This is a genomic window from Bacillus sp. ES1-5 (genome assembly GCF_022487605.1).
In the GTDB taxonomy this organism is placed as follows: Bacteria; Bacillota; Bacilli; order Bacillales; family Bacillaceae_G; genus Bacillus_A; species Bacillus_A wiedmannii.
This window is the reverse complement of record NZ_JAKVPU010000001.1, coordinates 1,086,608-1,111,288: the sequence shown is the minus strand read 5'-3', so window position 1 is coordinate 1,111,288 and position 24,681 is coordinate 1,086,608. Positions and strand designations below refer to the sequence as shown.

General features: G+C 36.1%; 23 protein-coding genes and 2 other annotated features. Of the genes, 18 read left to right on the top strand and 5 right to left on the bottom strand.

Going from position 1 to position 24,681, the window contains the following annotated elements; genetic code table 11:
* Positions 1-12 precede the first annotated feature (12 nt).
* From MKO96_RS05645 to MKO96_RS05635, 3 genes are read left to right on the top strand one after another with little or no spacing between them, the layout of a single operon-like run.
* Positions 13-1,257, top strand: coding sequence for a copper resistance CopC/CopD family protein (locus tag MKO96_RS05645; protein WP_240586948.1), 1,245 nt, complete (start codon positions 13-15; stop codon positions 1,255-1,257).
* Positions 1,258-1,284: 27 nt separating this feature from the next.
* Positions 1,285-2,775, top strand: a complete 1,491-nt coding sequence (locus tag MKO96_RS05640) for a sensor histidine kinase (RefSeq protein WP_000027745.1) — start codon at positions 1,285-1,287, stop codon at positions 2,773-2,775.
* A gap of 15 nt (positions 2,776-2,790) precedes the next feature.
* Positions 2,791-3,480: a response regulator transcription factor gene (locus tag MKO96_RS05635; protein ID WP_087980162.1), complete on the top strand. Its 690-nt coding sequence runs from the start codon at positions 2,791-2,793 to the stop codon at positions 3,478-3,480.
* A gap of 49 nt (positions 3,481-3,529) precedes the next feature.
* Here MKO96_RS05635 and MKO96_RS05630 read toward each other — a convergent pair whose 3' ends face one another.
* Positions 3,530-4,288, bottom strand: a complete 759-nt coding sequence (locus MKO96_RS05630; protein ID WP_240586947.1) for an SDR family oxidoreductase — start codon at positions 4,286-4,288, stop codon at positions 3,530-3,532.
* 261 nt (positions 4,289-4,549) lie between these two features.
* Positions 4,550-4,795, top strand: a binding site (T-box leader).
* Positions 4,796-4,861: 66 nt separating this feature from the next.
* Positions 4,862-5,102: a binding site (T-box leader), on the top strand.
* Positions 5,103-5,254: 152 nt separating this feature from the next.
* Between MKO96_RS05630 and ilvE the strand changes: the two genes are divergently transcribed.
* From ilvE to ilvA, 6 genes are read left to right on the top strand one after another with little or no spacing between them, the layout of a single operon-like run.
* Entirely contained in the window at positions 5,255-6,154 is a 900-nt protein-coding gene (ilvE, locus tag MKO96_RS05625) for a branched-chain-amino-acid transaminase (protein WP_076536720.1), read from the top strand.
* Between the two features lie 22 nt (positions 6,155-6,176).
* The gene (gene ilvB / locus MKO96_RS05620; protein ID WP_240586946.1) at positions 6,177-7,889 is read left to right on the top strand and encodes an acetolactate synthase large subunit; all 1,713 of its coding nucleotides are present in this window, start codon (positions 6,177-6,179) and stop codon (positions 7,887-7,889) included.
* Positions 7,886-8,116 (top strand): ACT domain-containing protein, encoded by a 231-nt coding sequence (locus MKO96_RS05615; RefSeq protein ID WP_000019914.1) that lies wholly within the window; start codon positions 7,886-7,888, stop codon positions 8,114-8,116. The genes ilvB and MKO96_RS05615 overlap by 4 nt, the downstream gene beginning before the upstream one ends.
* 14 nt (positions 8,117-8,130) lie before the next feature.
* On the top strand, positions 8,131-9,138 hold the full coding sequence (gene ilvC, locus MKO96_RS05610) for a ketol-acid reductoisomerase (RefSeq protein ID WP_240586945.1): 1,008 nt from the start codon (positions 8,131-8,133) through the stop codon (positions 9,136-9,138).
* 46 nt (positions 9,139-9,184) lie between these two features.
* The gene (gene ilvD / locus MKO96_RS05605; protein WP_064476429.1) at positions 9,185-10,858 is read left to right on the top strand and encodes a dihydroxy-acid dehydratase; all 1,674 of its coding nucleotides are present in this window, start codon (positions 9,185-9,187) and stop codon (positions 10,856-10,858) included.
* A gap of 31 nt (positions 10,859-10,889) precedes the next feature.
* Positions 10,890-12,152, top strand: a complete 1,263-nt coding sequence (ilvA, locus tag MKO96_RS05600) for a threonine ammonia-lyase IlvA (protein WP_240586944.1) — start codon at positions 10,890-10,892, stop codon at positions 12,150-12,152.
* Positions 12,153-12,233: 81 nt separating this feature from the next.
* Here the strand turns inward: ilvA and MKO96_RS05595 are convergent, their stop codons facing one another.
* Both MKO96_RS05595 and MKO96_RS05590 read right to left on the bottom strand, forming a co-directional pair.
* Positions 12,234-12,461, bottom strand: a complete 228-nt coding sequence (locus tag MKO96_RS05595; RefSeq protein WP_240586943.1) for a hypothetical protein — start codon at positions 12,459-12,461, stop codon at positions 12,234-12,236.
* A 52-nt stretch (positions 12,462-12,513) separates the two neighbouring features.
* Positions 12,514-13,617 carry a CapA family protein gene (locus MKO96_RS05590; protein WP_240586942.1) on the bottom strand — a complete coding sequence of 368 codons (1,104 nt, stop codon included), beginning with the start codon at positions 13,615-13,617 and terminating at the stop codon, positions 12,514-12,516.
* Positions 13,618-13,833: 216 nt separating this feature from the next.
* On the opposite strand from MKO96_RS05590, the gene MKO96_RS05585 reads away from it, so the two are divergent.
* Positions 13,834-14,550, top strand: a complete 717-nt coding sequence (locus tag MKO96_RS05585; RefSeq protein WP_087980169.1) for a DUF554 domain-containing protein — start codon at positions 13,834-13,836, stop codon at positions 14,548-14,550.
* 18 nt (positions 14,551-14,568) lie between these two features.
* Complete coding sequence (locus MKO96_RS05580; protein ID WP_240586941.1) at positions 14,569-15,420, top strand: GNAT family N-acetyltransferase; 852 nt, start codon at positions 14,569-14,571, stop codon at positions 15,418-15,420.
* Between the two features lie 384 nt (positions 15,421-15,804).
* Here the strand turns inward: MKO96_RS05580 and MKO96_RS05575 are convergent, their stop codons facing one another.
* Positions 15,805-17,160 carry an RNA-guided endonuclease TnpB family protein gene (locus MKO96_RS05575; RefSeq protein WP_240586940.1) on the bottom strand — a complete coding sequence of 452 codons (1,356 nt, stop codon included), beginning with the start codon at positions 17,158-17,160 and terminating at the stop codon, positions 15,805-15,807.
* A gap of 288 nt (positions 17,161-17,448) precedes the next feature.
* Between MKO96_RS05575 and MKO96_RS05570 the strand changes: the two genes are divergently transcribed.
* Positions 17,449-18,663, top strand: a complete 1,215-nt coding sequence (locus tag MKO96_RS05570) for a multidrug efflux MFS transporter (protein WP_240586939.1) — start codon at positions 17,449-17,451, stop codon at positions 18,661-18,663.
* Positions 18,664-18,716: 53 nt separating this feature from the next.
* Here MKO96_RS05570 and MKO96_RS05565 read toward each other — a convergent pair whose 3' ends face one another.
* Complete coding sequence (locus MKO96_RS05565) at positions 18,717-19,478, bottom strand: DODA-type extradiol aromatic ring-opening family dioxygenase (protein WP_240586938.1); 762 nt, start codon at positions 19,476-19,478, stop codon at positions 18,717-18,719.
* Positions 19,479-19,682: 204 nt separating this feature from the next.
* Between MKO96_RS05565 and MKO96_RS05560 the strand changes: the two genes are divergently transcribed.
* The 6 genes from MKO96_RS05560 to MKO96_RS05535 all read left to right on the top strand — a co-directional run bounded on the left by MKO96_RS05560 (position 19,683) and on the right by MKO96_RS05535 (position 24,679).
* Complete coding sequence (locus tag MKO96_RS05560) at positions 19,683-20,606, top strand: alpha/beta hydrolase (protein ID WP_087980173.1); 924 nt, start codon at positions 19,683-19,685, stop codon at positions 20,604-20,606.
* A gap of 55 nt (positions 20,607-20,661) precedes the next feature.
* Entirely contained in the window at positions 20,662-21,267 is a 606-nt protein-coding gene (locus MKO96_RS05555) for a pentapeptide repeat-containing protein (RefSeq protein WP_240586937.1), read from the top strand.
* Positions 21,268-21,348: 81 nt separating this feature from the next.
* Entirely contained in the window at positions 21,349-21,993 is a 645-nt protein-coding gene (locus tag MKO96_RS05550; RefSeq protein ID WP_000389701.1) for a LytTR family DNA-binding domain-containing protein, read from the top strand.
* Positions 21,994-22,120: 127 nt separating this feature from the next.
* The gene (locus MKO96_RS05545) at positions 22,121-23,635 is read left to right on the top strand and encodes a succinyl-CoA:acetate CoA-transferase ScpC (protein WP_240586936.1); all 1,515 of its coding nucleotides are present in this window, start codon (positions 22,121-22,123) and stop codon (positions 23,633-23,635) included.
* Positions 23,636-23,848: 213 nt separating this feature from the next.
* Positions 23,849-24,292, top strand: a complete 444-nt coding sequence (locus MKO96_RS05540; protein ID WP_240586935.1) for a GNAT family N-acetyltransferase — start codon at positions 23,849-23,851, stop codon at positions 24,290-24,292.
* Positions 24,293-24,319: 27 nt separating this feature from the next.
* Complete coding sequence (locus MKO96_RS05535; protein ID WP_087980178.1) at positions 24,320-24,679, top strand: YunG family protein; 360 nt, start codon at positions 24,320-24,322, stop codon at positions 24,677-24,679.
* The last annotated feature ends 2 nt before the right edge of the window (positions 24,680-24,681 follow it).

Here is a 24,681-nt window from a genome sequence, read left to right as displayed (position 1 = left end):
ACGGAGGTTTTCATGCTTTATAGAATGATAGTATTTATTTTAACAAGTGTAAGTATATTTTTATTTTCTCATAGTAGTGTATTTGCTCATACAAGTGTTGTAGGAGCCACCCCTAAAGAGGGTGAGGTTCTTACAGTACAACCGGAACAGATTATTCTTGAATTTAGTGAACCAGTTACAGGAAATGTAGTCAATATTGAACTGCTAGATCCAAGTGCAAAGAGAGTGCAAGTATCAAAGGTTGAAATATTAGATAATCCAACAAAAATAAAAGTGAAATTACCAAACTTAAATAATGGTACTTACACAGTAAGGTGGTCTATGATTTCTGCAGACGGACATCCGAGTGAGGGAGGCTATCCCTTTTCAATTGGAGAAGAAGTACAAACTAATGTAGTGGTAGAGGGAAATGCGAGTAGGAGTGGCTCAGTATTTTCAGATGTTATGATAGTAACACTACGCTATATTGTAGAGGGAATGATTTTAATTGGAGCAGGAGTAAAGTGGCTCGATATGCTTGTAAAACGTTATAGATTACCTTCCATATTGCAAAGAATGAAGAATATGAAAAAGATTTTTTTCTCTATACTTGTAGTAGGATTAATAGCCGAATTAATAGTGTATAAGTCAATTATTCCGAAGGAGAGTTTACTTATTCATTCGCCATTTTCAGTTATTATTATGATTCAACTGCTATTATTGGTTCTTATGTCTTTGCAGCATATGGGGAACGAATGGTATGCGCTAATTTGGGGATTTCTTGTTGCGAGTTTTTCTTTCACAGGCCATGTATGGATTACTAATCCAAATTGGGCAGCAGTTATAATTAGAATGGTCCACGTTATGAGTATAGCAGTGTGGCTAGGAGCACTTATTTATTTAGCTCTTGTTATAGCGTGGACAACATTATACAAAATTACATTTGATCAAAAGAGTTTCCGTAAGCATTTTAGCATTATTGCTGGTATTTCATTTATTCTAGCATTTCTTTCTGGAGAATTAATTGTGTTTTTACAGACAAGGAATTGGGTGCTTTTTAATTTTAATTCAATATGGACGAACCTTTTAAATATAAAGATTCTTACTGTATGTATAATTACAATTGTAGCATGGAGACAAACGAAAACATGGGGTATCGATATTGGAACAGTTAATCGCCGTTTATTGCTCTTAGAAATTGTTCTAGCTATACTCGTATTATTAGCGGGTATTTGGATGAGTCAAGTTTCGTTTCCGGTGAATTCTGTAACAAGCTAAAATTATAATGTTCATAGGAGTTCTGTAATGTCAATCCGTATTAGATTGCTGTTGTCGTATGTTGCGATGGTAATTATTCCAATCGTTTTTTGCGGTATAGCAGTTATGTTAATTAGTGTTACTTTATTTGGTGATATTCGTATTGCAAAAGCAATCATTGGTCTTAATCAAAATAGTCATTCTCTCATTGATAAAGAGCAGGAGGGAGCTATTCGTACAAAAGAAGATGAAGATGATATTTTTAGTAGGTTGAAAATTCTTTCATCGTATGCTCCAGATAAATTGGAGGATATAAATTTTTTAAAGGAAACTGATAAAGAATTAAACGATAATCAAGCAGGATTACTAATTCGAAAAAATGATGAGCTTACATATTCATCCCCATATTTTAAAATCTCTTCGTTTGATAAATACCTACCCGCATTTGAAACGGAAGGACAAAGAAAGGGAATGGATGTGAAAATAGAGGGTAATTCTTTTTACTATAAGCAATTTGATTACTACGATGAAGAGAAGGATAAGGTAAGTATTTTTGTATTTGAGTATGTAAATCCTTTAGAAGAAATGATTAGAGAATTTTTCCCGTATTTCGTATTCTCTTTAATACTTGGGTTAATTATTACGAATGGAATATTAACATATTTTATATCACGGAGTATTATTAAACCATTGCATTCATTAAAGCAGGCAACTGAAAGAATTCAAAAGGGTGATTTAGATTTTCAAGTAAAGCCACTTGCGAAAGATGAAATAGGTGAATTAAGTTTATCGTTTGAAGAGATGCGTGGCAGGTTGAAGGAATCGGTCGAGTTGCAAATGCAATATGAAAAAAATCGTAAAGAGTTGCTTTCAAATATTTCTCATGATTTACGGACGCCAATAACGGCTATTAAAGGTTATGTACAAGGAATTAAAGAGGGTATCGCTCGAACTCCAGAACAATTAGATAAATATTTAACGATTATTTATCATAAAGTGTTTGATATGGATCAATTAATTGACGAGCTTTTTCTCTTTTCAAAACTTGATTTAAAAGAGGAACCGTTTCAATTTGAAGAGGTTGAAATTAATCAATACTTATCTGATTGCATAGAAGAACTACAGCTTGAATTACAAGATAAGGGAATTGCAGTGAGATGGGATGCTCAAAAGGATACTTCTATTTTGGTAAAAGGTGATCGTGAAAAATTACGTCGTGTTATTACAAATATCATTTGGAATAGTGTGAAGTATATGGATAAAGAAGAGGGATATATAGGAATTCGCATGACCGAATCTATTGATTATGTAACGATTTACATAAAAGATAATGGGGTAGGAATAGAAGAGAAGGCGTTGCCTCATATATTTGAAAGGTTTTATCGTGCAGATCATTCTAGAAATTCTAAAACAGGTGGAAGCGGACTTGGTTTGTCAATTGCACATCAGATTATCACACAACATGGTGGTGATATTTGGGTAGAAAGCAAAAAAGGTAAAGGAACGACGCTGGCATTTACATTACAAAAAATCAATTAGAAAAAGGAGAGCATCTTGAAAAGAATTTTAATTATTGAAGATGAAGCTATTATAGCAGAGTTAGAAAAGGATTATTTAGAGGTTGCTGGATATACAGTAGATATTGATTACTCTGGTGAAAAAGGTTTACAAAGAGTTCTTCTGGAGGATTATGACTTGTTAATTTTAGACATAATGTTACCGGGAATAGATGGATATGAAATTTGTAAACAAGTTCGATTGAAAAAGGACATCCCAATACTTATGGTGTCCGCAAAACAAGAGGAAATCGATAAAATTAAAGGGTTAGGTTTTGGAGCAGATGATTATATTATAAAACCGTTTAGCCCGAGTGAAATGGTGGCACGTGTAAACGCTCATCTAGCTCGTTATGATCGTTTAACAGGAAAACGAGAACTAATAAAAGATGAAATTCGTATTCGAGGGTTGTTTATTGATAAATCAGCACGACGTGTATTTGTAAATGGAACTGAGGTCATGCTAACAGGAAAAGAATTTGATTTATTAACTTGTATGGCAGAACATCCAAATCAAGTATTTAGTAAAGATCGTCTCTTTGAAACTGTATGGGGGATGGATGTAATTGGTGATGCAGCAACGGTTGCTGTACATGTGAAAAATATTCGTCACAAAATTGAACTCGATCCATTCGATAAATCATACATCGAGACAATTTGGGGAGTAGGGTATCGTTTTACACAGTGAAAAAGGCCAGCAAAAATGCTGGCTTTTTTTGCGTAAGTAGATTAAGAAATTACAAACAAGATCCTCCGCTCACATCAATTAATTGTCCAGTAACCCACCGGCTGTCTGGAGAAGCAAGAAATGCCGCGGTATCGGCAATGTCTTCTACTTCACCTAAGCGATTAAAAGCGGAAATGGTAGTAGCGTACTGTTTCATCATTGGGTCGCTCAAGAGTTCCGCATTCATATCTGTTTTAATAAATCCAGGAAGTATTGCATTCACTGTTATTCCTCGTGCTCCGAGCTGTTTTGCTAGTGTGAAAGTCATTGTATTAATAGAGCCTTTCGTCATACTATATGCAACGAAATCAGGTAAAGAAATACGAGTGGCAGCGGATGAAATATTAATAATTCGGCTATTGTCACGTAAACGAGATAGAGCTTGTTGGATGATAAAGAATGGTGCTTTTGCATTAACTGAAACCATTCTATCAAAAAATTGTTCAGTCGTTTCTTCAATAAAAGCACCAGGACCAATTCCAGCGTTGTTTATTAAAATATCAAATTTAGTACTACCAGTTCTTTTTTGTAATTCGCTATCTAAAGAACTAAAAAGGGTTTCTACACCATGTAAAGATTCAAGGTTTGCACCGATAGAAAAAGCAGATCCGCCATTTGATTGAATTTCATACACAGTTTCTTCAGCATCTTCTTTTCGATTTCCATAATGAATAGCAACTAATGCACCGTCGTTTGCTAAACGTTTTGCAATAGCACGTCCAATTCCTCGGCTTGCTCCTGTAACTAATGCCACTTTTCCTTTTAACATAGTTTTCTCATCTCCTCATAAAATTTTATATGTTATTAAGTTGTTTTTTTTATGTAGTAATGCGAACATACTTAAGTAATATATGAGGATGTGTAAGGAATTCATTCCGATCTTGTTTTGAGAAAAAATAAATAGACTTCTAGTAAAATGGATTGAATTTTAAATTTTTTTTTGGAAAACATGTTGACAATGAAAAGAACAACGTCCTATAATACGTTTAACAAATAAAAGTTAATTAAGAATTTTCTAACTTTATATGTTGTATATGCAAAGAAGAGGAAAGTAGATGGTTATGATCGTTTCAGAGAGCTGCTCCTAGGCTGTGAGAGTAGTAACAATCGAATCATTGAAGATCACCTCGGAGCATCGCTTGCGAAAGGGAAACTGAGTAGAGAGCGACGGCATCGTCTCCGGTAAAAGGACGGGGGTCTAATTGGACCTACAAAGCTTATATTTCGCGAGAAGTATAAGGAAGCTGAGTGGTAACGCGAAACTCTCGCCTCAGCAATCAAAGCTACTAAATTGTAGTAGTTGATTGCTGAGGCGAGAGTTTTTATTTTAAAAATAGAATACGATAATGCGTAGAAGAGGAGAGTAAATGATAAAAATTGTTTCAGAGAGCTGCCCAGAAGCTGTGAGGGTGGTAACAATTTCATCATTGAAGATCACCTCGGAGTACTACTTTTGAAAACTAGTAAAAAGTAGCGGAGTTGTTTCCGATAGAAAAACCAAAAGTCTAATTGGACTTGCAGAGTTTATATTTCGTGAGAAGTATAAGGAAGCTGAGTGGTACCACGATTCCCTCGTCTCAGCAATGGATTGCTACAAGTATGTATGTAATCGATTGTTGAGACGAGTATATTTTTAAGGTTTATATACTGAATATTCTGTTAAAAATACTCATCTCAGCAATCGATATAGAAATAGATTGCAAAAATAGAGAGAAAAAAAGAGGAGCGATGTGAGATGGGAAACCAGTACATTTATATGAATGGGGAATTTGTAGAAAAGGAAAAGGCAGTTGTTTCAGTATATGATCACGGTTTTTTATACGGAGACGGTGTATTTGAAGGAATTCGTAGTTACGGTGGAAATGTATTTTGTTTAAAAGAACATGTAAAACGATTATATGAATCGGCAAAATCTATTTTACTTACAATCCCATTGACGGTTGAAGAAATGGAAGAAGCGGTTTTACAAACGTTGCAAAAAAATGAGTATGCGGATGCCTACATTCGTTTAATTGTTTCACGAGGAAAAGGTGACTTAGGGCTCGACCCTAGAAGTTGTGTGAAACCGAGCGTTATTATCATTGCAGAACAATTAAAGTTATTCCCACAGGAATTTTACGATAATGGACTAAGCGTTGTATCTGTTGCATCGAGACGTAATACGCCAGATGCATTAGATCCACGTATTAAGTCAATGAACTATTTAAATAACGTACTTGTGAAAATTGAAGCGGCACAGGCAGGAGTGTTAGAGGCCCTTATGTTAAATCAACAAGGATATGTTTGTGAAGGATCTGGAGATAATGTTTTCATTGTGAAAGATGGAAAAGTGTTAACACCTCCTTCTTATTTAGGAGCGCTAGAAGGTATTACGAGAAATAGTGTTATCGAGCTATGTGAGCGACTTAATATTCGGTGTGAGGAAAGACCGTTTACACGTCATGACGTATATGTAGCTGATGAAGTATTTTTAACGGGAACGGCAGCAGAATTAATTCCGGTTGTGAAAGTTGATTCAAGAGAAATTGGAGATGGGAAACCAGGAAGTGTAACGAAACAATTGACAGAGGAATTTAAAAAGTTAACGAGAGAAAGAGGAGTACGTGTTCCAGGGCTGGCGGAGAGCTTACTGTAGATAGGGAGAGGAGTTAATTAAAATGGAGCAGCATACAACAGGTGAGAAATTACAGTGTGAAGATGTGACAGGAGCGGGGCACGTTATTCAATGTTTGAAAAAATTAGGTGTAACGACTGTTTTCGGTTATCCGGGCGGAGCGATTTTGCCAGTATACGATGCGTTATACGGAAGTGGTTTGAAGCACGTTTTAACTCGTCATGAACAAGCTGCCATTCATGGGGCAGAAGGATATGCGAGAGCTTCTGGAAAGGTCGGGGTAGTCTTTGCTACCTCTGGACCAGGGGCGACAAATTTAGTTACGGGTTTAGCAGATGCTTATATGGATTCGATTCCTTTAGTTGTTATTACAGGGCAAGTTGCAAAAAAGCTCATCGGAAAAGACGGATTTCAAGAAGCAGATGTTGTTGGGATTACAGTACCTGTTACGAAGCATAATTACCAAGTTCGTGATGTGAATCATTTATCACGTATTGTACAAGAAGCTTTTTACATCGCCGAAAGCGGGCGCCCAGGACCAGTGTTAATTGATATTCCAAAAGATGTTCAAAATGAAAATGTAACAAGTTTTTATAATAAAGTAATTGAGATTCCAGGATACAAACTAGAGCCTATGCCAGACAGTAGGAAGCTTAGGGAGGTAGCTAAAGCTATTTCCGAAGCAAAACGCCCACTTCTTTATATCGGCGGAGGTGTCATTCATGCAGGTGGATCTGATGAACTCATCCAGTTTGCGAGGGAGAATCGTATTCCTGTCGTTTCCACTTTAATGGGAATTGGTGCATATCCGCCGGGAGATTCGTTATTTTTAGGAATGCTCGGCATGCATGGAACGTATGCTGCAAATATGGCAGTAACAGAATGTGATCTACTACTTGCTTTGGGTGTTCGCTTTGATGATCGTGTAACAGGAAAATTAGAACTCTTTTCTCCGCATTCGAAAAAGGTACATATTGATATAGATCCTTCGGAGTTCCATAAAAATGTACCTGTGGAATATCCGATTGTTGGAGATGTGAAAAAAGCGTTACACATGTTGTTACATATGCCAATTCGTACACAAACAAATGAATGGCTTACGAAAATAGAGGAATGGAAGGAGGAATATCCTCTTTCCTACAATCAAAAAGAAGGTGAGTTAAAACCACAGCATGTTATTAGTCTAGTAAGTGAATTAACGAATGGTGAAGCGATTGTTACGACAGAAGTAGGACAACATCAAATGTGGGCTGCGCATTTTTATAAAGCGAAAAACCCACGGACTTTTCTAACATCTGGCGGACTAGGAACGATGGGGTTTGGTTTCCCAGCGGCAGTTGGTGCTCAGCTTGCGAAAGAAGAAGAACTCGTCATTTGTATTGCAGGCGATGCTTCTTTTCAAATGAACATTCAAGAATTACAAACAATTGCTGAAAATAATATTCCTGTAAAAGTATTTATTATAAATAACAAATTTTTAGGGATGGTAAGGCAATGGCAAGAAATGTTTTATGAAAATCGTTTGTCAGAATCAAAAATTGGATCACCAGATTTTGTGAAAGTGGCAGAAGCTTATGGAGTGAAAGGATTAAGAGCGACAAATTCAGCCGAGGCGAAACAAGTGATGTTAGAAGCATTTGCTCATGAAGGTCCTGTCGTCGTTGATTTTTGTGTAGAAGAAGGTGAAAACGTATTTCCAATGGTTCCGCCAAACAAAGGGAATAACGAAATGATTATGAAGAGGTGGGAAGAATGAGTCATACTTTTTCACTCGTTATTCATAACGAGCCAAGCGTCTTATTACGTATAAGTGGGATTTTTGCTCGGCGTGGTTATTATATTTCTTCTTTACATTTAAACGAAAGAGATACTAGTGGTGTTTCTGAAATGAAACTCACAGCAGTTTGTACTGAAAATGAAGCGACATTACTTGTTGGTCAGTTGAAAAAATTAATTGATGTACTGCAAGTAAATAAATTATAGGGAGTGTATGGAATATGAAAACGTGTTATGAGAAAGATACAAATTTAGAGTTATTACAAGGGAAAACAATTGCGGTAATTGGTTATGGATCTCAAGGTCATGCGCAGGCACAAAATTTACGTGATTCTGGTGTGGAAGTTGTAGTTGGTGTTCGACCTGGTAAGTCTTTTGAAGTAGCAAAAGCAGATGGATTTGAAGTAATGTCTGTTTCAGAAGCGGTTCGAACCGCGCAAGTTGTACAAATGTTATTGCCAGATGAACAGCAAGCACATGTATATAAAGCAGAAGTAGAAGAGAATCTCCGTGAAGGACAAATGTTACTTTTCTCACATGGATTTAATATTCACTTCGGACAAATTAATCCGCCAAGTTACGTAGATGTAGCGATGGTTGCACCAAAAAGTCCAGGTCATCTCGTTCGCCGTGTATTCCAAGAAGGAAATGGTGTTCCGGCATTAGTCGCAGTACATCAAGATGCAACTGGCACGGCATTAAGTGTAGCGCTTGCGTATGCAAAAGGTGTAGGTTGTACACGTGCAGGTGTAATTGAAACGACATTCCAAGAAGAAACGGAGACAGATTTATTCGGAGAGCAAGCAGTGCTTTGCGGCGGGGTAACTGCACTTGTAAAAGCTGGTTTTGAAACATTAACAGAAGGTGGATATCGTCCTGAAATTGCGTACTTTGAATGTTTACATGAATTAAAGTTAATTGTTGATTTAATGTACGAAGGTGGTTTAACGAACATGCGCCATTCTATTTCAGATACGGCTGAGTTCGGAGATTATGTAACAGGATCGAGAATTGTTACAGATGAAACGAAGAAAGAAATGAAACGAGTACTTACAGAAATTCAGCAAGGTGAATTCGCGAAGAAATGGATTTTAGAAAATCAAGCTGGGCGTCCAACATATAATGCGATGAAAAAAGCAGAGCAAAATCATCAGTTAGAAAAAGTAGGGGCAGAGCTTCGTGAAATGATGAGCTGGATTCATGCACCGAAAGAATTAGTAAAGAAATAGAGTAAGCGATTGTAAGTGAAAAATACGTAAGAAGGGATTTGACAAGATGAGAAGTGACATGATTAAAAAAGGTTTTGATAAAGCGCCGCACCGTAGTTTATTAAAAGCAACTGGTTTGAAAGATGAAGATTTTGATAAACCGTTTATAGCTATCTGTAATTCTTTTATTGAAATTATTCCAGGTCATAAGCACTTAAATGAGTTTGGGAAACTTGTTAAAGAAGCAGTGCGTGCAGCAGGTATGGTTCCATTTGAATTTAATACAATTGGAGTAGATGACGGTATTGCGATGGGGCATATCGGTATGCGTTATTCACTTCCGAGTCGTGAAATCATTGCAGATTCAGTAGAAACGGTTGTAAATGCACATTGGTTTGATGGCATGATTTGTATTCCAAACTGTGACAAAATCACACCTGGTATGATGATGGCTGCACTTCGTATTAACATTCCAACTGTTTTTGTTTCAGGTGGTCCGATGGCGGCTGGAAAAACATCTAAAGGAGAAGTTGTCGATTTAAGTTCTGTTTTTGAAGGAGTAGGAGCTTATCAATCTGGTAAAATTTCAGAAGAAGAATTAAAGGATATTGAAGATCATGGCTGTCCATCTTGTGGTTCTTGTTCCGGTATGTTTACAGCAAACTCTATGAACTGTTTATGTGAAGTGTTAGGTTTAGCTCTTCCGGGTAACGGAAGTATTTTAGCCATCGATCCAAGACGCGAAGAATTAATTAAACAAGCAGCAGAGAAATTAAAGATTTTAATTGAAAGAGATATTAAACCGCGAGACATCGTAACGGAAGAAGCGATTGATGATGCGTTCGCGCTTGATATGGCAATGGGTGGATCAACGAATACAGTATTGCACACATTAGCTCTCGCACAAGAAGCGGGTTTAGATTACGATATGAACCGCATTGATGCCGTTTCAAGACGTGTACCACATTTATGTAAAGTAAGCCCTGCTTCCAATTGGCATATGGAAGATATTGATCGAGCAGGCGGGATTAGTGCAATTTTGAAAGAGATGAGTCGAAAAGAAGGGGTGCTTCATTTAGACCGTATTACTGCTACTGGGCAAACATTAAGAGAAAACATTGCTCATGCAGAGATTAAAGATAAGGAAGTTATTCATTCTCTCGAAAACCCTCATAGTGAAGAAGGGGGATTACGTATATTAAAAGGAAACCTTGCGAAAGATGGGGCAGTTATTAAAAGTGGGGCAACAGAAGTAAAACGATTTGAAGGACCTTGCGTTATTTTTAATTCACAAGATGAGGCACTTGCGGGCATTATGCTTGGGAAAGTTAAGAAAGGCGATGTAGTTGTTATTCGCTATGAAGGACCAAGAGGCGGCCCTGGTATGCCGGAAATGTTAGCACCAACATCAGCGATTGCTGGTATGGGATTAGGTGCAGATGTTGCGCTATTAACGGATGGTCGTTTTTCTGGAGCTTCACGTGGTATTTCGGTAGGGCATATTTCACCAGAAGCAGCTGCTGGCGGAACGATTGCACTTCTCAAGCAAGGGGATATCGTTTGTATCGATGTTGAGGAAAGATTGTTAGAAGTAAGAGTTAGTGATGAAGAATTAGATAAGCGTAAAAAAGAATGGAAACGACCAGAACCGAAAGTGAAAACTGGCTGGCTTGGACGTTATGCACAGATGGTAACATCGGCGAATACAGGTGCAGTTCTAAAAATCCCGAATTTCGATTGAGCCAATTTAAAAGAGATAAGGATGATATGAAATGGTGCAGAAGGTAAAGGAGAGAGTGAAAATTGAAGATATCTTAATGGCTCATAATTGCATGAAAGATATCGTTATTAAAACACCGTTACAACGTGATACAGTTTTATCTGAGAAATATGATTGTGACGTTTATGTAAAAAGAGAAGACTTACAATTAATTCGCTCTTTCAAAATTCGTGGTGCGTACAATTTAATTCAAAGTTTATCGAAAGAACAATTACAAAACGGTGTTGTTTGTGCAAGTGCTGGTAATCATGCACAAGGAGTTGCTTATACGTGTAATTTATTGAAGATTCCGTCAAAAATCTTCATGCCAACAACGACACCTAAACAAAAAGTATCGCAAGTACAATTTTTCGGTGGTGATTTTGCGGAAATTGTATTAGTTGGTGATACATTTGATAGCTCGTTCCAAGAAGCGCAGTGCTATTGTGAGGATAATAGAATGACGTTCGTTCATCCGTTCGATGATCCGTATGTTATTGCTGGTCAAGGAACAGTGGCAGTTGAAATTATGCATGATATGGAGAAACCAGTTGATTATATCTTTACAGCAATCGGCGGTGGTGGATTAGCATCAGGTGTTGGTACATATGTTAAAGGTGTTAGTCCTGCTACAAAGATCATTGGTGTAGAGCCAATGGGAGCTGCATCTATGAAAGAGGCTTTTCTTCAAAATGAAAATGTCGCATTGGAGAAAATAGATAGTTTTGTTGATGGGGCAGCTGTTAAAAAGGTAGGGAAGTTAACATTTGAAACTTGTAAAGATGTAATTGATGATATTGTTTTAGTACCAGAAGGAAAGGTTTGTACGACGATTTTAGAACTGTATAAGAAAAATGCAATTGTAGCTGAACCGGCTGGTGCACTATCTATTGCAGCGCTTGATTTATATAGAGATGAAATAAAAGGTAAAACAGTTGTATGTACGCTAAGTGGTGGAAATAATGATATTGATAGAATGCAAGAAATGAAAGAACGTTCGCTCATTTACGAAGGGTTAAAGCATTATTTTATCATTGAATTCCCGCAGCGTTCAGGTGCGCTAAGAGAATTTCTTGATAAAGGATTAGGGCCAGAAGATGATATTACACGCTTTGAGTATATTAAGAAACATAATAAAGAAAATGGCCCAGCACTAGTCGGAGTAGAGTTAAAACATAAAGAGGATTATGAGCAATTAATTATTCGTTTTAAAGAAAATAATATTCAATTTATGGAGCTTAATAAAAATCCTATTTTGTTTGATTTACTTATTTAATAAAAGGAAAGAGTTAGTATCCAAATAAAAAAGATAGATACAAGCAAGGGAAATATAATGCTTGTTCTATCTTTTTTATAGTTAAACTAAATACTCATTAAATTCAAGAAGAATAAAGCTAGCTAACCAAAAAAATATTGCAATGCGAATAAATGCATACATTGTAAATTCAAAGGTAGTAAGCTTTCGTTCACGTTTTATTTTTTTTAGAAGTCTAACAGAAAAAAATGAACATAAAAGTAGAACGGCTATAGATATTTTATAAATATTCTCTAACAAACTTACATTTTCTAATAAGTCTTTCAGCATGTTCATCACCTATTTTGTAAAGTATGTTACAGAGAAATAAATCTTGCGTTGTCTAGTTTCGTTTGTTTTTTATGTTCCCTGTATCATCAATTTCTACATCATTTGAAATTGTTTGTAAATATTGTAGAGCTTTTTTCTTTTCTTCCTCATTTACAGGGGAGATTTGGTTGTTGCGAATGATGTAAGGATTGAATGACATTTGGACATCCTTTCCTTTAAAAGTTAAAGTTAATACGCCAGTTTCGGCGCTTTTCCCGCTCACATAACTTGGGAATAAAAAGTTTCCTAATGAGTAAGCGATAGGAACTTTATTATAATACTCAAATCCTTGTAGCCAATGTGGGTGACTTCCGACAATCGCGTCAGCTCCTGCTTCAACCATTTTAGGTACATATTGTTTTTGGTATTCTACCGGACGATTTGATTTTTCAACGCCCCAATGCATATAGACGATTAAATAGTCTGCATCTTTCTTTTGCTCTTTAATTGTTTTTGTTACAAGATTTAAATCATATCCGTTCGCAACGCCAGGTTTATTGTCACCAGCTACCCAATTCGTATCAGGCATAAATCGAACGAAGGAAAGAAATTTGAACTTTTTCCCTTTTACAGTCATTTCTCGTGCAGTATAGGCATCCTTTTCATTTTTTCCGGCTCCAATGTAAGGGAACTTTAATTTTTCTACGTGAGAAATCGTGTCTAATAATCCATCTTGCCCATAATCAAGTGTATGGTTATTTCCAATATTTATGATGTCATATCCAGTGTTTTTAATAGCCTTTAGTGTAGATGGATCACTTTTAATCCAAAATAGTTGCCCAGGTGCTTTTTTTTCTCTCATTGTAAATGCTGACTCTAAATTAACGAAAGAAATATCAGCTTTTGTTATTTCTTCTTTTACATGTTGGAATGGATAATCAGCCCCGTTTTTTTCGATTACAGGACGTAATTGCCAATCCAACATTGTATCACCAGAGAAGGTGAGTGTAATTTCCGGATCTTCTATTTTTTTTTCACTTGTTGAAGCTTTTTTACTAGATTTGTTTTGCAAATCGGGTTTGTCTTTCGCTTTTGAAGTAAAAGAGTAGTTAACTAATAAAACAATTGGTGTAATGCAAAAGGCTATTAACAGAAATCGTTTTAGTAAAGTTTTCATAAATACCTTCCCTTTTGAGTTTATCCCGCAATTTGTGGGCAGTAAAACTCGCGCTAGTTAAAGTTTCACTTTATGTATAACTACAAAAAATTGCGGTTTATGTTGTGAAAAACATTTGTTAATATTCTCAATATTAAGTTAACATATAGATAACCTGTAAATCAATGTATAAACCAAAATATAGAAATAAAGAATTCGAAGGGTGAAGAATGAGAAATGGTTATATTAGGAGCAGTTGTAAATGGGGTTTGTATTATATTTGGAACTTTACTAGGTAAATTATTTAGTAGAATTCCAGAAAGTATGAAGGGAACAATTATGCATGCAATCGGTTTAGCGGTTACTGTGCTTGGACTTCAAATGGCATTGAAAAGTGAAAATTTCCTTGTTGTCATACTAAGTCTTGTAATTGGCACCGTCATCGGGGAATGGCTACAATTAGAGGGAAAGTTAAAACTGTTAGGAGATTGGCTAGAAAATAAAGTTGGATCGAAAGGAAAAGGAAGCATATCAGAAGGCTTTGTAACAGCAACTTTAATTTTTGCCATTGGTGCGATGGGGATACTTGGTGCACTCGACAGCGGGATTCGCGGAAATCATGATATTTTATTTACAAAGGCGATTATCGATGGATTTATTTCTATTATATTAACGACAACTTTAGGAATTGGTGTAGTGTTTTCAGCAATTCCAGTTATTTTATACGAAGGCGGTATTGCGGTTTTTGCAACACAAATTAATAGTTTAGTCCCGAAAGCATTAATGAATCAATTTATAGTGGAAATGACAGCTACAGGTGGTATTATGATAGCCGCTATTGGCTTGAACTTACTTGGTGTTATTAAAATTAAGGTGGCAAATTTGCTACCAGGTATATTGGTAGTTGGTATAATTGTTTCACTTATCTATGGTTACGGTTTACTAGTAAAGTAGTAGGGGATGTAGATACATATGGAGGAATATAAATTTACAAAACGTGTTCATAACATATTGCAGATTGCAGCAGAAGAGGCGGAAAATAATATTATTCAACCAGTGCATTTGTTTATCGGCATGTGTAAAGAAGGCACTGGAGTTTGCAACGAGTTGTATATGTATTTGTTTCGTAACGTGGGTACGGATTTTTTAGAAAAACTTTCGATACGAAAACAATATGATTCACCGGATCAAGAGTATAAAAAAATAGGACAATATAAGGTATCTTATAAGGTGCTAGAAATTTTACAAATAGCGAAGAAACGTATGGAACGTTTCCAGCAAGTAATAATAAATGAAGGACATGTTATAGATGCACTATTTCGCGCGGATACGTTTATTGGAAATGCACAAATACAAAAAGATATATTACGTATTCTAGCTAATCCAAGAGATTTAGCGGTCGATCTAAAATGTTTTGATCCTACTTATAATCATTTAATTTGTACTGTTAGAAAGGCTAACCCTTCTGATTTTGAAAAATTAGCAAGTTTTGTTAATGAGGAATTTGGTGAACGTTGGTTACATTCAATAGAGTATGGATTTCGTACATATAAAGAAAATGTACCTATTTATATAGCAGAACAAGAAGAAGTGATAGTAGGTTTCGCTTGTTACGATGTAGTGAGAGGGAAGAAAGGATTGTTTGGTCCAATGGGCACAGCGAAGCAAAATCGCGTGAAAGGTGTAGGGAAGCAATTGTTACATCGTTGTTTACATAGTATGAAGCAAGAAGGATATGAATACGCAATTATTGGACAAGCAGGTCCGATTGAGTTTTATGAAAGAAATTGTAATGCTCGTTTAATACCGATAGAGAATAAGTAACCAACTCCAAATAGGGGAGTTGGTTTTTTTATGGAAAAGATGTAGAGATGTAGTGATTTTTACTAGAAAATAGCGGGTTTTGTAGTAAATCTTACAAGTCAACTACCCCCACTGAGATGAAACGTTTTAGTGGGGGCTTGAGTTCGAACGCTAGGTCTTTTCGTCTATTGCTAGACAGTTGACGCTCTAGCATTCATGCCACCTTATGGTAACACCCCAAGTAAGTTTTTGGTTGGTACTTGAAACGAACAATCGTTTCCCCACTTGCACCACCCTTTCGAAAAAACGCAGTTCTCCCTTGTGGAAGAAGCCACTACTCAGATAACTCTGGCGTGTGCTACAAGCCCCGACAAGTCGAGTACACATGGATGGTTGACACACCCACTAAGCTATGCGCGAGGCAACAGCTTTACGTTTTTGCACTTCTAATAGAATCGGAGTTTTCACTTTAAGATTTTCATCCAATTCTAAAACTCTTGATTTTTGTAATGTATTCAGCGCACCATTAATATCAGCATGGATACATGTTCCTGCTTTACTTTGGTACAGACCACGAGTCATTCGTTTGCCACTAAAGCGATAATGCGTTCTATCATCCTTAGACCAAACTGGAACCGGATCTTTATCAAGAAAACTAGCTTTAGAAGTATAGCTTTCTTCTTGTTTTAAAAATCGTATACCTTCTTTTATACATTTATTCTCAATTGCCGCAATCAGTTTATGAAACGGGATTTGAACAAACTTTTGATTATTCTTTTTCCCCATATCAGATTTTTGTTTCCAGCCAGCGTTATACCCTACGACAACCGTATCTATTCCAAATGCTTTTACTTTTTTAAACAACAAGCCTATCGTTTGTGAAATGTAACCATTTATTTGTCGTTCCCGTTTATGCCAAAGTGCAGCCATTTTGTTCGTTACAACTCGTTTAGAAAGTCCATTTTTCACATTTTTCAGTTGGAGATTACGTATCATTTTGTTGAAGTGCTGGTTAATAGATTTTAGTTTTTTTCCATCAATTAAAAATGCATCACCTGTATTTGTCACGCAACTTACTAATCTATCTACACCTAAATCGCAACTCAAAGCGTTACTTGTGGTCGTGGATTGTTGCTTCATTTGAGAAATGTACATCTCATATGTGTAATGCACCTCAAAGAACCGACCTTTTTGCTTCGGTACAATCTCAATGTAGGAGATTTTTTTATTTCTTACATTTTTCGGCATACGTATTTTAATGGAACCGAATTTTTTCCTGAACGCAACACTCATCGGAATCATCCAATACCCGTTATCATCCACTTTTGGAACTTGATAGATTTCAATGATTCGTTTGTCAGTTGAACGAGAATAATTCGGAAACTTAGGACGACCTGTGAAGGTTTCAGGTTTTTTCTTCCACTGTTCCAACGCTTTAAAAAAGCTTTTCACTTCTGTAAATAAAGCTCCACGAATGGCTTGAACAGAGTTTGATTGCATGCCCCAGTAATTCATATCGGCTTGCATAGCAGTGTCCACTTCTTTTACAGTAGCCATTTTATTATTATTCAAGTAACTTTGTTTAATCGTGTATAATCCCACATTTCGCAGTGCTTTTGAACTATGTGACATGCGCTGAAGTAAACGAAATTCTTTTGCAGTCAAGCAAGCCCGCCCGATATTCTGTTTCTGCGTGAATCGTTGCATAGTTTCTCTTTTCTTTTGTTTACGTAATACTTTCACTGCTTTCTTTCTAGCCATTGTTTTCACCACCTTTCTTAGAGAGTTCATTAAACTTATTCATTACTTTTGGTGCAAGTAACCGAATGATGATTATTATCCAATTTCGTTATCTTAAGATATATTCCCTCCTTACCTAAGGGCAGATTGTATCGTAAGACAAAAGAAACAAATATTTGCCCCGGGAACATTGTTATGAACGAAACAAAAGAGTTCAGCCTACCTTCTTGCCGAAAAGGATAAAGCAGATTATTAAACTTTTTACAAGAAAGGGTGTAGAATGGGTATCTAAAGAAAGAAGGTGTGAAAATGGCCAGCTGGAAACGAAATTTAATGATTTGTTGGCTAGGTTGTTTTACCACTGCAGCCGGTATGAGTTTAGTAATTCCTTTTTTATCTTTTTATATTGAGGAATTAGGAGTAACTGGCACTTCAAGTATTGCACAGTGGTCGGGACTTGCATTTGGTGTAACATTTTTAATGGGTGCGATCGTATCACCAATATGGGGAAAGCTTGGTGATATACATGGACGGAAATTGATGCTTATTCGTGCGAGCCTTGGTATGGCGATTATTATGACGCTTATGGGGTTTGTAACGGACGTGTATCAACTAGTCGCACTAAGATTTTTGATGGGAGCAGTATCTGGTTTCCTTTCAACGGCGATGACATTTATTGCAGCAGAAACTCCGAAAGAGCATTCAGGTTGGGCAATTTCTACAATTTCAACTGGGGGCGTGAGCGGTTCTTTACTTGGCCCGTTACTTGGGGGATATTTGTCTGAGTTAATTGGAATGCGCCATGTTTTTCTTGTTACAGGAGCTTTTTTATTCCTTTCTTTTCTCATCGTTTTTTTCTTCCTACATGAAGAGAATCACTCCGCTCAAGCAAAAAAAGTACAACCGAAAAAAGTATGGACGATGGTTCCAGCAAAGCATTTAATTATTAGTTTATTTGTAACAACATTTATTATTCAACTTGCGAACATGTCAATTCAACCTATTATTACATTGTATGTAAAGAATTTAGAAGGCCCAGGAACAGCTCATATTGAAATGATTGCAGGCGCAGTCATGTCTGCGACAGGTTTAGCTATTATTATGGCAGCTCCTAAGTTAGGGAGATTATCAGATCGTATTGGACCTCAAAAAACGTTAGTTGTGGCATTATTTGCGGCAGGAATTATTTTTATTCCGCAAGCATTTGTAACCTCAGCTTGGCAACTATTAATTCTTCGCTTTTTATTAGGTATTGCACAAGCAGGACTATTACCTTCCGTACAAACTCTACTAAAACAACATACACCAACCCATGTAACGGGAAGAATATTTGGGTATAATCAATCGTTTCAGTTTTTAGGAAATATGATTGGACCAGTACTTGGTGGACAAATTGCAGCACATGCGGGCTTCCAATATGTTTTCTTTTCTACTTCATCACTATTATTTATTGCGTGCATTTGGGTTTATTTTCACAATAAGAACGAAGAGGTTTCAGAGAAACGACATTTGGAAGTTAGTTAACTAAGTGAATGAAAAATAAAAAGGATGAAGCAACGATTGCTTCATCCTTTTCTTTAAAATTGAAGACAAAGATAGCTTAATGTACCAAGCTCGTAACTGCGGTGAATGACTTCACCGTTATTTTCACCGCTTCCCATAGCGATAAATAAAGGAACAAAATGTTCTGCTCTTGGTACTGCTAATTGTGCATGAGGGGCATTGTTCTCCCAGTTAAATAATGCATCTTTATCAGTAGTCTGCATATGTTTAATAATCCAATCATCAAATTCAATTGCCCATTGTTCGGGTGTCGTTTGATTCCATTTCAAAGCTCGTAAGTTATGAACGGTAACACCGCTACCGATTACTAAAATATCTTCTTGTCCAAGTCCTTTTAGTGCTTCACCAATTTCAAATTGTTCTTTTGCAGGAAGGAATGGATTGACTGATATTTGGACGACAGGAATAGTTGCTTCTGGATACATACGGTGCAAGAGTGTCCATGAGCCATGATCTAAACCTCTCGTCATATTATGATGGACTGGAATACCTTTGTTTTTTAATTTTGTTTCTAACATAGATGCAATGTTAGAAGAGCCTTTCGCACGATATTTGATTTCGTATAACTCAGGAGGAAAACCTCCAAAATCATAAATTGTTTCATATTCGTTATCTGATGAAGAAATCGTTAATACTTCGCTTTCCCAGTGAGCGGTGAAAATAACAATTGCTTTCGGTTTGTATGTTTCGCCAAGTTTTTTTAAAAACCTTGTATAGTCTGTATCTTGAATAGCAAGCATCGGTGATCCGTGTGCTAAAAATAATGATGGCATCATAATAGAAACCTCCCAAAAATATAATAATTACTTTATGTAAGTAACTATATAATTTTATTTTCTGTTCGTCAATATATTAGTTTAAGAGCTAATTGGAAAAGTGGGGCATTTGTCATAATGAAGGCAATTGCATATAATACATAATAAGAATAATGAATGGATATTCATTTTTTGATATACATAATAGAGTTGGGGGCTGACGAAATGAACGTACAGGAAAGTTTCGTTACGGCATTGGATGGATCGGAAATTTATTTACGTAAGTGGCTACCAGAAAGAGATCCGCGAGGGATTATTCAAATTGCACATGGTATGACAGAACATGCAGGTGTTTATACAGACTTTATTGCTGCGTTATTAAAAGCAGGGTATGGTGTTTATGCGCATGATCATAAAGGTCATGGGAAAACAGTGAAAAGAGAAGAAGATTATGGTCATTTTGAACCAAATGTAGGTTGGAATGAGGCTGTTTCTGATGTTATTTTTGTATCAGAAACGATAAAAAAGGAGCAGACATGCCCGTTGTTTTTACTTGGACATAGTATGGGTTCTTTTTTATCAAGACGCGCTGTACAACTTAAAGGTGGATTATATGATGGATTCCTTATTTCAGGAACTGGTGGGAACCCGGGATTCTTAGGAGTCATTGGTCATAAAGTAGCGACAATCGAGATGAAACTACGCGGGGCAAGAACGAAAAGTCCGATGCTAAACTTTTTATCTTTCGGAAATTTCAATTCGCACTTTAAACCAAATCGTACGAAATTTGATTGGTTATCTTCAGATAATAATCAAGTTGATAAATATATTGCGGATCCTTTATGTGGATTTATTTGTACAACAAGCTTTTATCGTGAATTATTTTCTGGGGTATTAGAAGTAAATAAACTAGAAGAGTTTAAGAAAACACCGAAAAACCTTCCAATACATATTTTTTCAGGAGATCGTGATCCTGTTGGGGATATGGGGAAAGGTGTAAAAGAAGTATATGAAAATTATAAAAAATGTGGCGTGAAAGATGTAACACTGCGTCTATATGAAAATGGAAGACATGAAATGTTCCATGAAGTAAATAGAGATGAAGTATTTCAAGATTTGATTTCTTGGTTAGATGGACATATTGTATGAGAAGAAACCTCACTTTTTTGAAGTGAGGTTTCTTTAAGGAGATGGAGGAATAGTTATGAGTGAATTTATAAATAAAGAATATGTAGAAATAGATTTTCAAGATGTTTCGATTAAAGAAGAGGAATTGAAAAATTGTACATTCATAAAATGCCGTTTTAGAGGGATAGATGCATCGGAAGTTTCTACTGAAAATTGTAATTTTATAGAATGTGATTTTACTGGTGCTCTTTTTAATGCTTCTATCCATCAAGGAACTACATTTGCGAATTGTAAGTTTGTTGGTGTGAATTTATTCGTATCGAAGTTTGAAGAATGTAAAATGACTGGCTCTGATTTTGAAGAAGCGAATTTAGACGGAATAACTATAATATCGGGCGATTGGTCATATACGAATTTAAGGTTCGCGAACTTAAGTAAACAAATGTTAAAGGGTATACGTTTAATGGAAGCTGACCTATATGAATGTAATTTAGAAAAAGCAGATTTACGTGAAGCAGATTTAACAGGTGTACAACTAGGTAAGGCGAAACTTAGCGGTGCAAATTTAAAAGGAGCGATAGTTGATAGAATTGATTTTACAAGTTTTGATTTAAAAAATGTGAAACTAGATATAGCGCAGGCAGTTGCAGTAGCAAGATGTTATGGGGCTAAGGTGAACTAAATAGTTTGAAAAACCGTTCAAAGTGCTGAACGGTTTTTCAAATCATAATAGTAGTATAATAGTAAATGAGGTGTTCATACTATGGAAGATAAAACATTAGGTATACTACTAGATGTAGTTGGGGAATTATTTTCAGATGAAATATCAATTGCCGTTTCGAATACGAAAGAATATATTTACTATCGGCCAAGTAAACGAATTGATTTAAAGATTAGCGCCGGGGACCCTATTAAGGAAGGGACGATTGCACATAAAGCAATGGTAACGAAGCAAAAAGCCTCTGAGTTTATTAACCGGGACGTTTTCGGTATTCCTTATCATGGAATGGCGGTACCTTTTTCAAATAATGGCAAGATTGAAGGGTGCGTGACGGCAATTTATCCCGCTTTAACGGATGGTAAGTCGGTCGTTACTTTAAAAACAACAGACGGATGGGTTCCGGTTCCTTTCTCAAAGGTGATGTATTTAGAGGCTAAAGATAAAAAGACGTATGTGAATTCAGAAGAGTTAACTGGAACACATAAGTACTCTCTACAAGAATTCGAATACTTGTTGCCGAAAGATTCCTTTATTAGATGCCACCGTTCCTTTATTGTAAATGTTAATCATATTAAAGCGATTTACCCTGATACGCATTCTACTTTTGTACTTTCTATGGATAACGGAGAGAGGGTACCAGTGAGTCAGTCATATGCTAGCTATTTTCGTAAGCTTCTAGGATTCTAAATTTTTCTGCTTTAGAACCTAGATTTTCTGTTTTGTCTGAATTTTCGGTATCGTGTACAAAAATCCCTATTTTGATAGTGTTAATGTGTAAAATAATTATGAATATTCATTGAGAGAGGGATTACATATGGAGAATAATTTAGATAGAATTAGGGATCAACGTTTCAAAGATCGAGTAGTTACACCTGAAGAGGCAGCTTCATGGATTGAAAGTGGAATGACTTTAGGTTTAAGTGGATTTACACGTGCTGGGGATGTAAAAGCAGTCCCGTTTGCACTTGTAAATCGAGTTAAGAATGATAAATCTTTTAAAGTAAATGTTTATACAGGGGCTTCCCTAGGCTCGGATGTAGATAAATTATTTGCTGAGGCAGGAATTTTAGGGAAAAGATTGCCTTTCCAAGCTGATGCGACTATGCGAAAAGGAATTAATAACGGAGACTTTTTATTTGTGGATCAGCACTTATCTCATACAGCAGAGTTACTCCGTGCTGACGTTATGGATATAGATGTCGCTATTTTGGAAGCGGTTGCGATTACTGAAGATGGTATGATTATTCCAACCACTTCAATTGGAAATTCCTTAGCATTTTCCTTAAATGCTAAGTCCATTATTATTGAAATGAATATGGCTCAATCTACGCAACTAGAGGGGCTGCATGATTTATATGAACCAGGTAAACAAGGGGAAAGACTTCCAATTCCGCTTGTAAAAACGGATGATAGAATTGGAACAATTGGTATCCAAATTGATGCTGAAAAAGTGAAGGGGGTTGTGTTTACGAATCAACTGGATTCACCATCGACAATTGTTCCTCCAGATGAAGAAACTGTCATTATGGCACAACATTTAATAGAGTTCCTTCGAGAAGAAGTTAAAGTAGGCCGATTAACAAAGAGTTTAGCACCGTTACAATCGGGAATTGGTTCAGTTGCTAATGCAGTATTGCACGGCATGCTAGATTCGGAGTTTGAAGATTTAGAAGTGTATTCTGAAGTTTTACAAGATGCGGTCTTTGATCTAATGGACGCTGGGAAAGTTAATTTTGCTTCCTGCTGCTCGATCACGCTTTCTGAAGAGAAAATGCAACAAGTATTTTCTAACTTTGAAAAATATCGTGACAAATTAATGATGCGCCCGCAAGAGATTTCTAATCACCCTGAAATCATTCGCCGCCTTGGATTGATCTCGATTAATACCGCTTTAGAATTAGATATATACGGAAATGTTAACTCTACTCACGTTTTAGGTACAAAAATGATGAACGGTATTGGTGGTTCAGGTGATTTTGCGAGAAATGCCCGACTAGCTATATTTGTTACTAAATCGATTGCAAAAGGTGGTAACATTTCAAGTATCGTTCCTTTCGTTTCGCATGTAGACCATACGGAACACGATGTAGATGTTATCGTCACTGAACAAGGGTATGCGGACTTAAGAGGACTAGCACCAAGAGAAAGAGTGGAACTAATTATTGAGAATTGCGTACATCCAATGTATCGTGACCAACTAAGAGCTTATTTCGAAGAAGCACAAACAAGAGGTGGACAAACTCCTCATGTTTTAGAAAAAGCTTTTTCTTGGCATACGAATTATGCTGAAAATGGAACAATGCTTGAAGAGGTAGTAGAAACTGTTTAGAAGTGTAAAAATGATTCTTAATATAATATGCTATAAAGGTTAAAAGAAAAAGAACGCCAATTTTCAGGAATGGCGTTCTTTTTCTTTTAAAAAATTGTTACCTATAATAAAGATTTATAAAAGTAATCTCTTATTTACGGAAATAAGAGGTTTTTTAAATTACTTTTCGAATCATTTTAAAAGTGTATATATCGAAGGTGAGGAGAAAGAATCATGAAGATAAGAAAAGCGTTATTAAGTGAAGCAAATGAATTAAGTGAACTCGCGCTACATTCAAAAGCAACGTGGAATTATAGCGAAGAATTTATTCTTGCTTGTAAGGGAGATTTAACAGTTACAGAAGAGTACATAAAAAATAATTTTGTATATGTTTTAGAAAATGATAATACAAAGATTGGATTTTTCTCATTTTTACGTGACGATAATGCTCTCGATTTCTTATATATTCATCCTCGCTACAAAGGGAAAGGGTACGGGAAAATACTTTGGGAGTATGTAATAGAACAAGCAAATGAACTAGGAATAAAAAGTTTTACGGTTGATAGTGATCCGAATGCAAAAGGGTATTACTTGAAGATGGGAGCAAAGTTAATTGGAGAGACACCATCAACAGTTTGTAAGGATCGTTTACTGCCTCTTTTGAAATATGATGTGTAAAACAATTAATAGTAGGAGAAGCTGAAAATGGATAATGTAAAGGCAAAAAGAATATATGAAGAACTAATAAAATCGTGGTCGATTGAAACGAGTTCAAAGTGGACAAGTGAAAATCCAGCAAAGGGACAGTGTGGTGTAACGGCTTTAGTCGTTCAAGATATATGCGGAGGAAAAATTAAGAAGACAAAAATAGGAGAGGTGTGGCACTTTTATAACTGTATAGATGGACAGAGGTTTGATTTTACAGAGACTCAATTCAATGAAAACCTGAATTATTTGGATGTGGAATCAAATCGGGAAGAAGCGTTTGCAGATACAAATGAAAAACAATATAGCATTTTGAAGGAAAAGATAATGAAAGAATTGAAATTATCTTTTGACTCTTAATC

What these genes read in the sequence shown, in the direction of transcription:
- MKO96_RS05645 (WP_240586948.1), top strand. Translation starts at nt 13, where the DNA reads ATGCTTTATAGAATGATAGTATTTATTTTAACAAGTGTAAGTATATTT.
- MKO96_RS05640 (WP_000027745.1), top strand. Translation starts at nt 1,285, where the DNA reads ATGTCAATCCGTATTAGATTGCTGTTGTCGTATGTTGCGATGGTAATT.
- MKO96_RS05630 (WP_240586947.1), bottom strand. Translation starts at nt 4,288, where the DNA reads ATGTTAAAAGGAAAAGTGGCATTAGTTACAGGAGCAAGCCGAGGAATT.
- ilvE (WP_076536720.1), top strand. Translation starts at nt 5,255, where the DNA reads ATGGGAAACCAGTACATTTATATGAATGGGGAATTTGTAGAAAAGGAA.
- ilvB (WP_240586946.1), top strand. Translation starts at nt 6,177, where the DNA reads ATGGAGCAGCATACAACAGGTGAGAAATTACAGTGTGAAGATGTGACA.
- MKO96_RS05615 (WP_000019914.1), top strand. Translation starts at nt 7,886, where the DNA reads ATGAGTCATACTTTTTCACTCGTTATTCATAACGAGCCAAGCGTCTTA.
- ilvC (WP_240586945.1), top strand. Translation starts at nt 8,131, where the DNA reads ATGAAAACGTGTTATGAGAAAGATACAAATTTAGAGTTATTACAAGGG.
- ilvD (WP_064476429.1), top strand. Translation starts at nt 9,185, where the DNA reads ATGAGAAGTGACATGATTAAAAAAGGTTTTGATAAAGCGCCGCACCGT.
- ilvA (WP_240586944.1), top strand. Translation starts at nt 10,890, where the DNA reads ATGGTGCAGAAGGTAAAGGAGAGAGTGAAAATTGAAGATATCTTAATG.
- MKO96_RS05595 (WP_240586943.1), bottom strand. Translation starts at nt 12,461, where the DNA reads ATGCTGAAAGACTTATTAGAAAATGTAAGTTTGTTAGAGAATATTTAT.
- MKO96_RS05590 (WP_240586942.1), bottom strand. Translation starts at nt 13,617, where the DNA reads ATGAAAACTTTACTAAAACGATTTCTGTTAATAGCCTTTTGCATTACA.
- MKO96_RS05585 (WP_087980169.1), top strand. Translation starts at nt 13,834, where the DNA reads ATGGTTATATTAGGAGCAGTTGTAAATGGGGTTTGTATTATATTTGGA.
- MKO96_RS05580 (WP_240586941.1), top strand. Translation starts at nt 14,569, where the DNA reads ATGGAGGAATATAAATTTACAAAACGTGTTCATAACATATTGCAGATT.
- MKO96_RS05575 (WP_240586940.1), bottom strand. Translation starts at nt 17,160, where the DNA reads ATGGCTAGAAAGAAAGCAGTGAAAGTATTACGTAAACAAAAGAAAAGA.
- MKO96_RS05570 (WP_240586939.1), top strand. Translation starts at nt 17,449, where the DNA reads ATGGCCAGCTGGAAACGAAATTTAATGATTTGTTGGCTAGGTTGTTTT.
- MKO96_RS05565 (WP_240586938.1), bottom strand. Translation starts at nt 19,478, where the DNA reads ATGATGCCATCATTATTTTTAGCACACGGATCACCGATGCTTGCTATT.
- MKO96_RS05560 (WP_087980173.1), top strand. Translation starts at nt 19,683, where the DNA reads ATGAACGTACAGGAAAGTTTCGTTACGGCATTGGATGGATCGGAAATT.
- MKO96_RS05555 (WP_240586937.1), top strand. Translation starts at nt 20,662, where the DNA reads ATGAGTGAATTTATAAATAAAGAATATGTAGAAATAGATTTTCAAGAT.
- MKO96_RS05550 (WP_000389701.1), top strand. Translation starts at nt 21,349, where the DNA reads ATGGAAGATAAAACATTAGGTATACTACTAGATGTAGTTGGGGAATTA.
- MKO96_RS05545 (WP_240586936.1), top strand. Translation starts at nt 22,121, where the DNA reads ATGGAGAATAATTTAGATAGAATTAGGGATCAACGTTTCAAAGATCGA.
- MKO96_RS05540 (WP_240586935.1), top strand. Translation starts at nt 23,849, where the DNA reads ATGAAGATAAGAAAAGCGTTATTAAGTGAAGCAAATGAATTAAGTGAA.
- MKO96_RS05535 (WP_087980178.1), top strand. Translation starts at nt 24,320, where the DNA reads ATGGATAATGTAAAGGCAAAAAGAATATATGAAGAACTAATAAAATCG.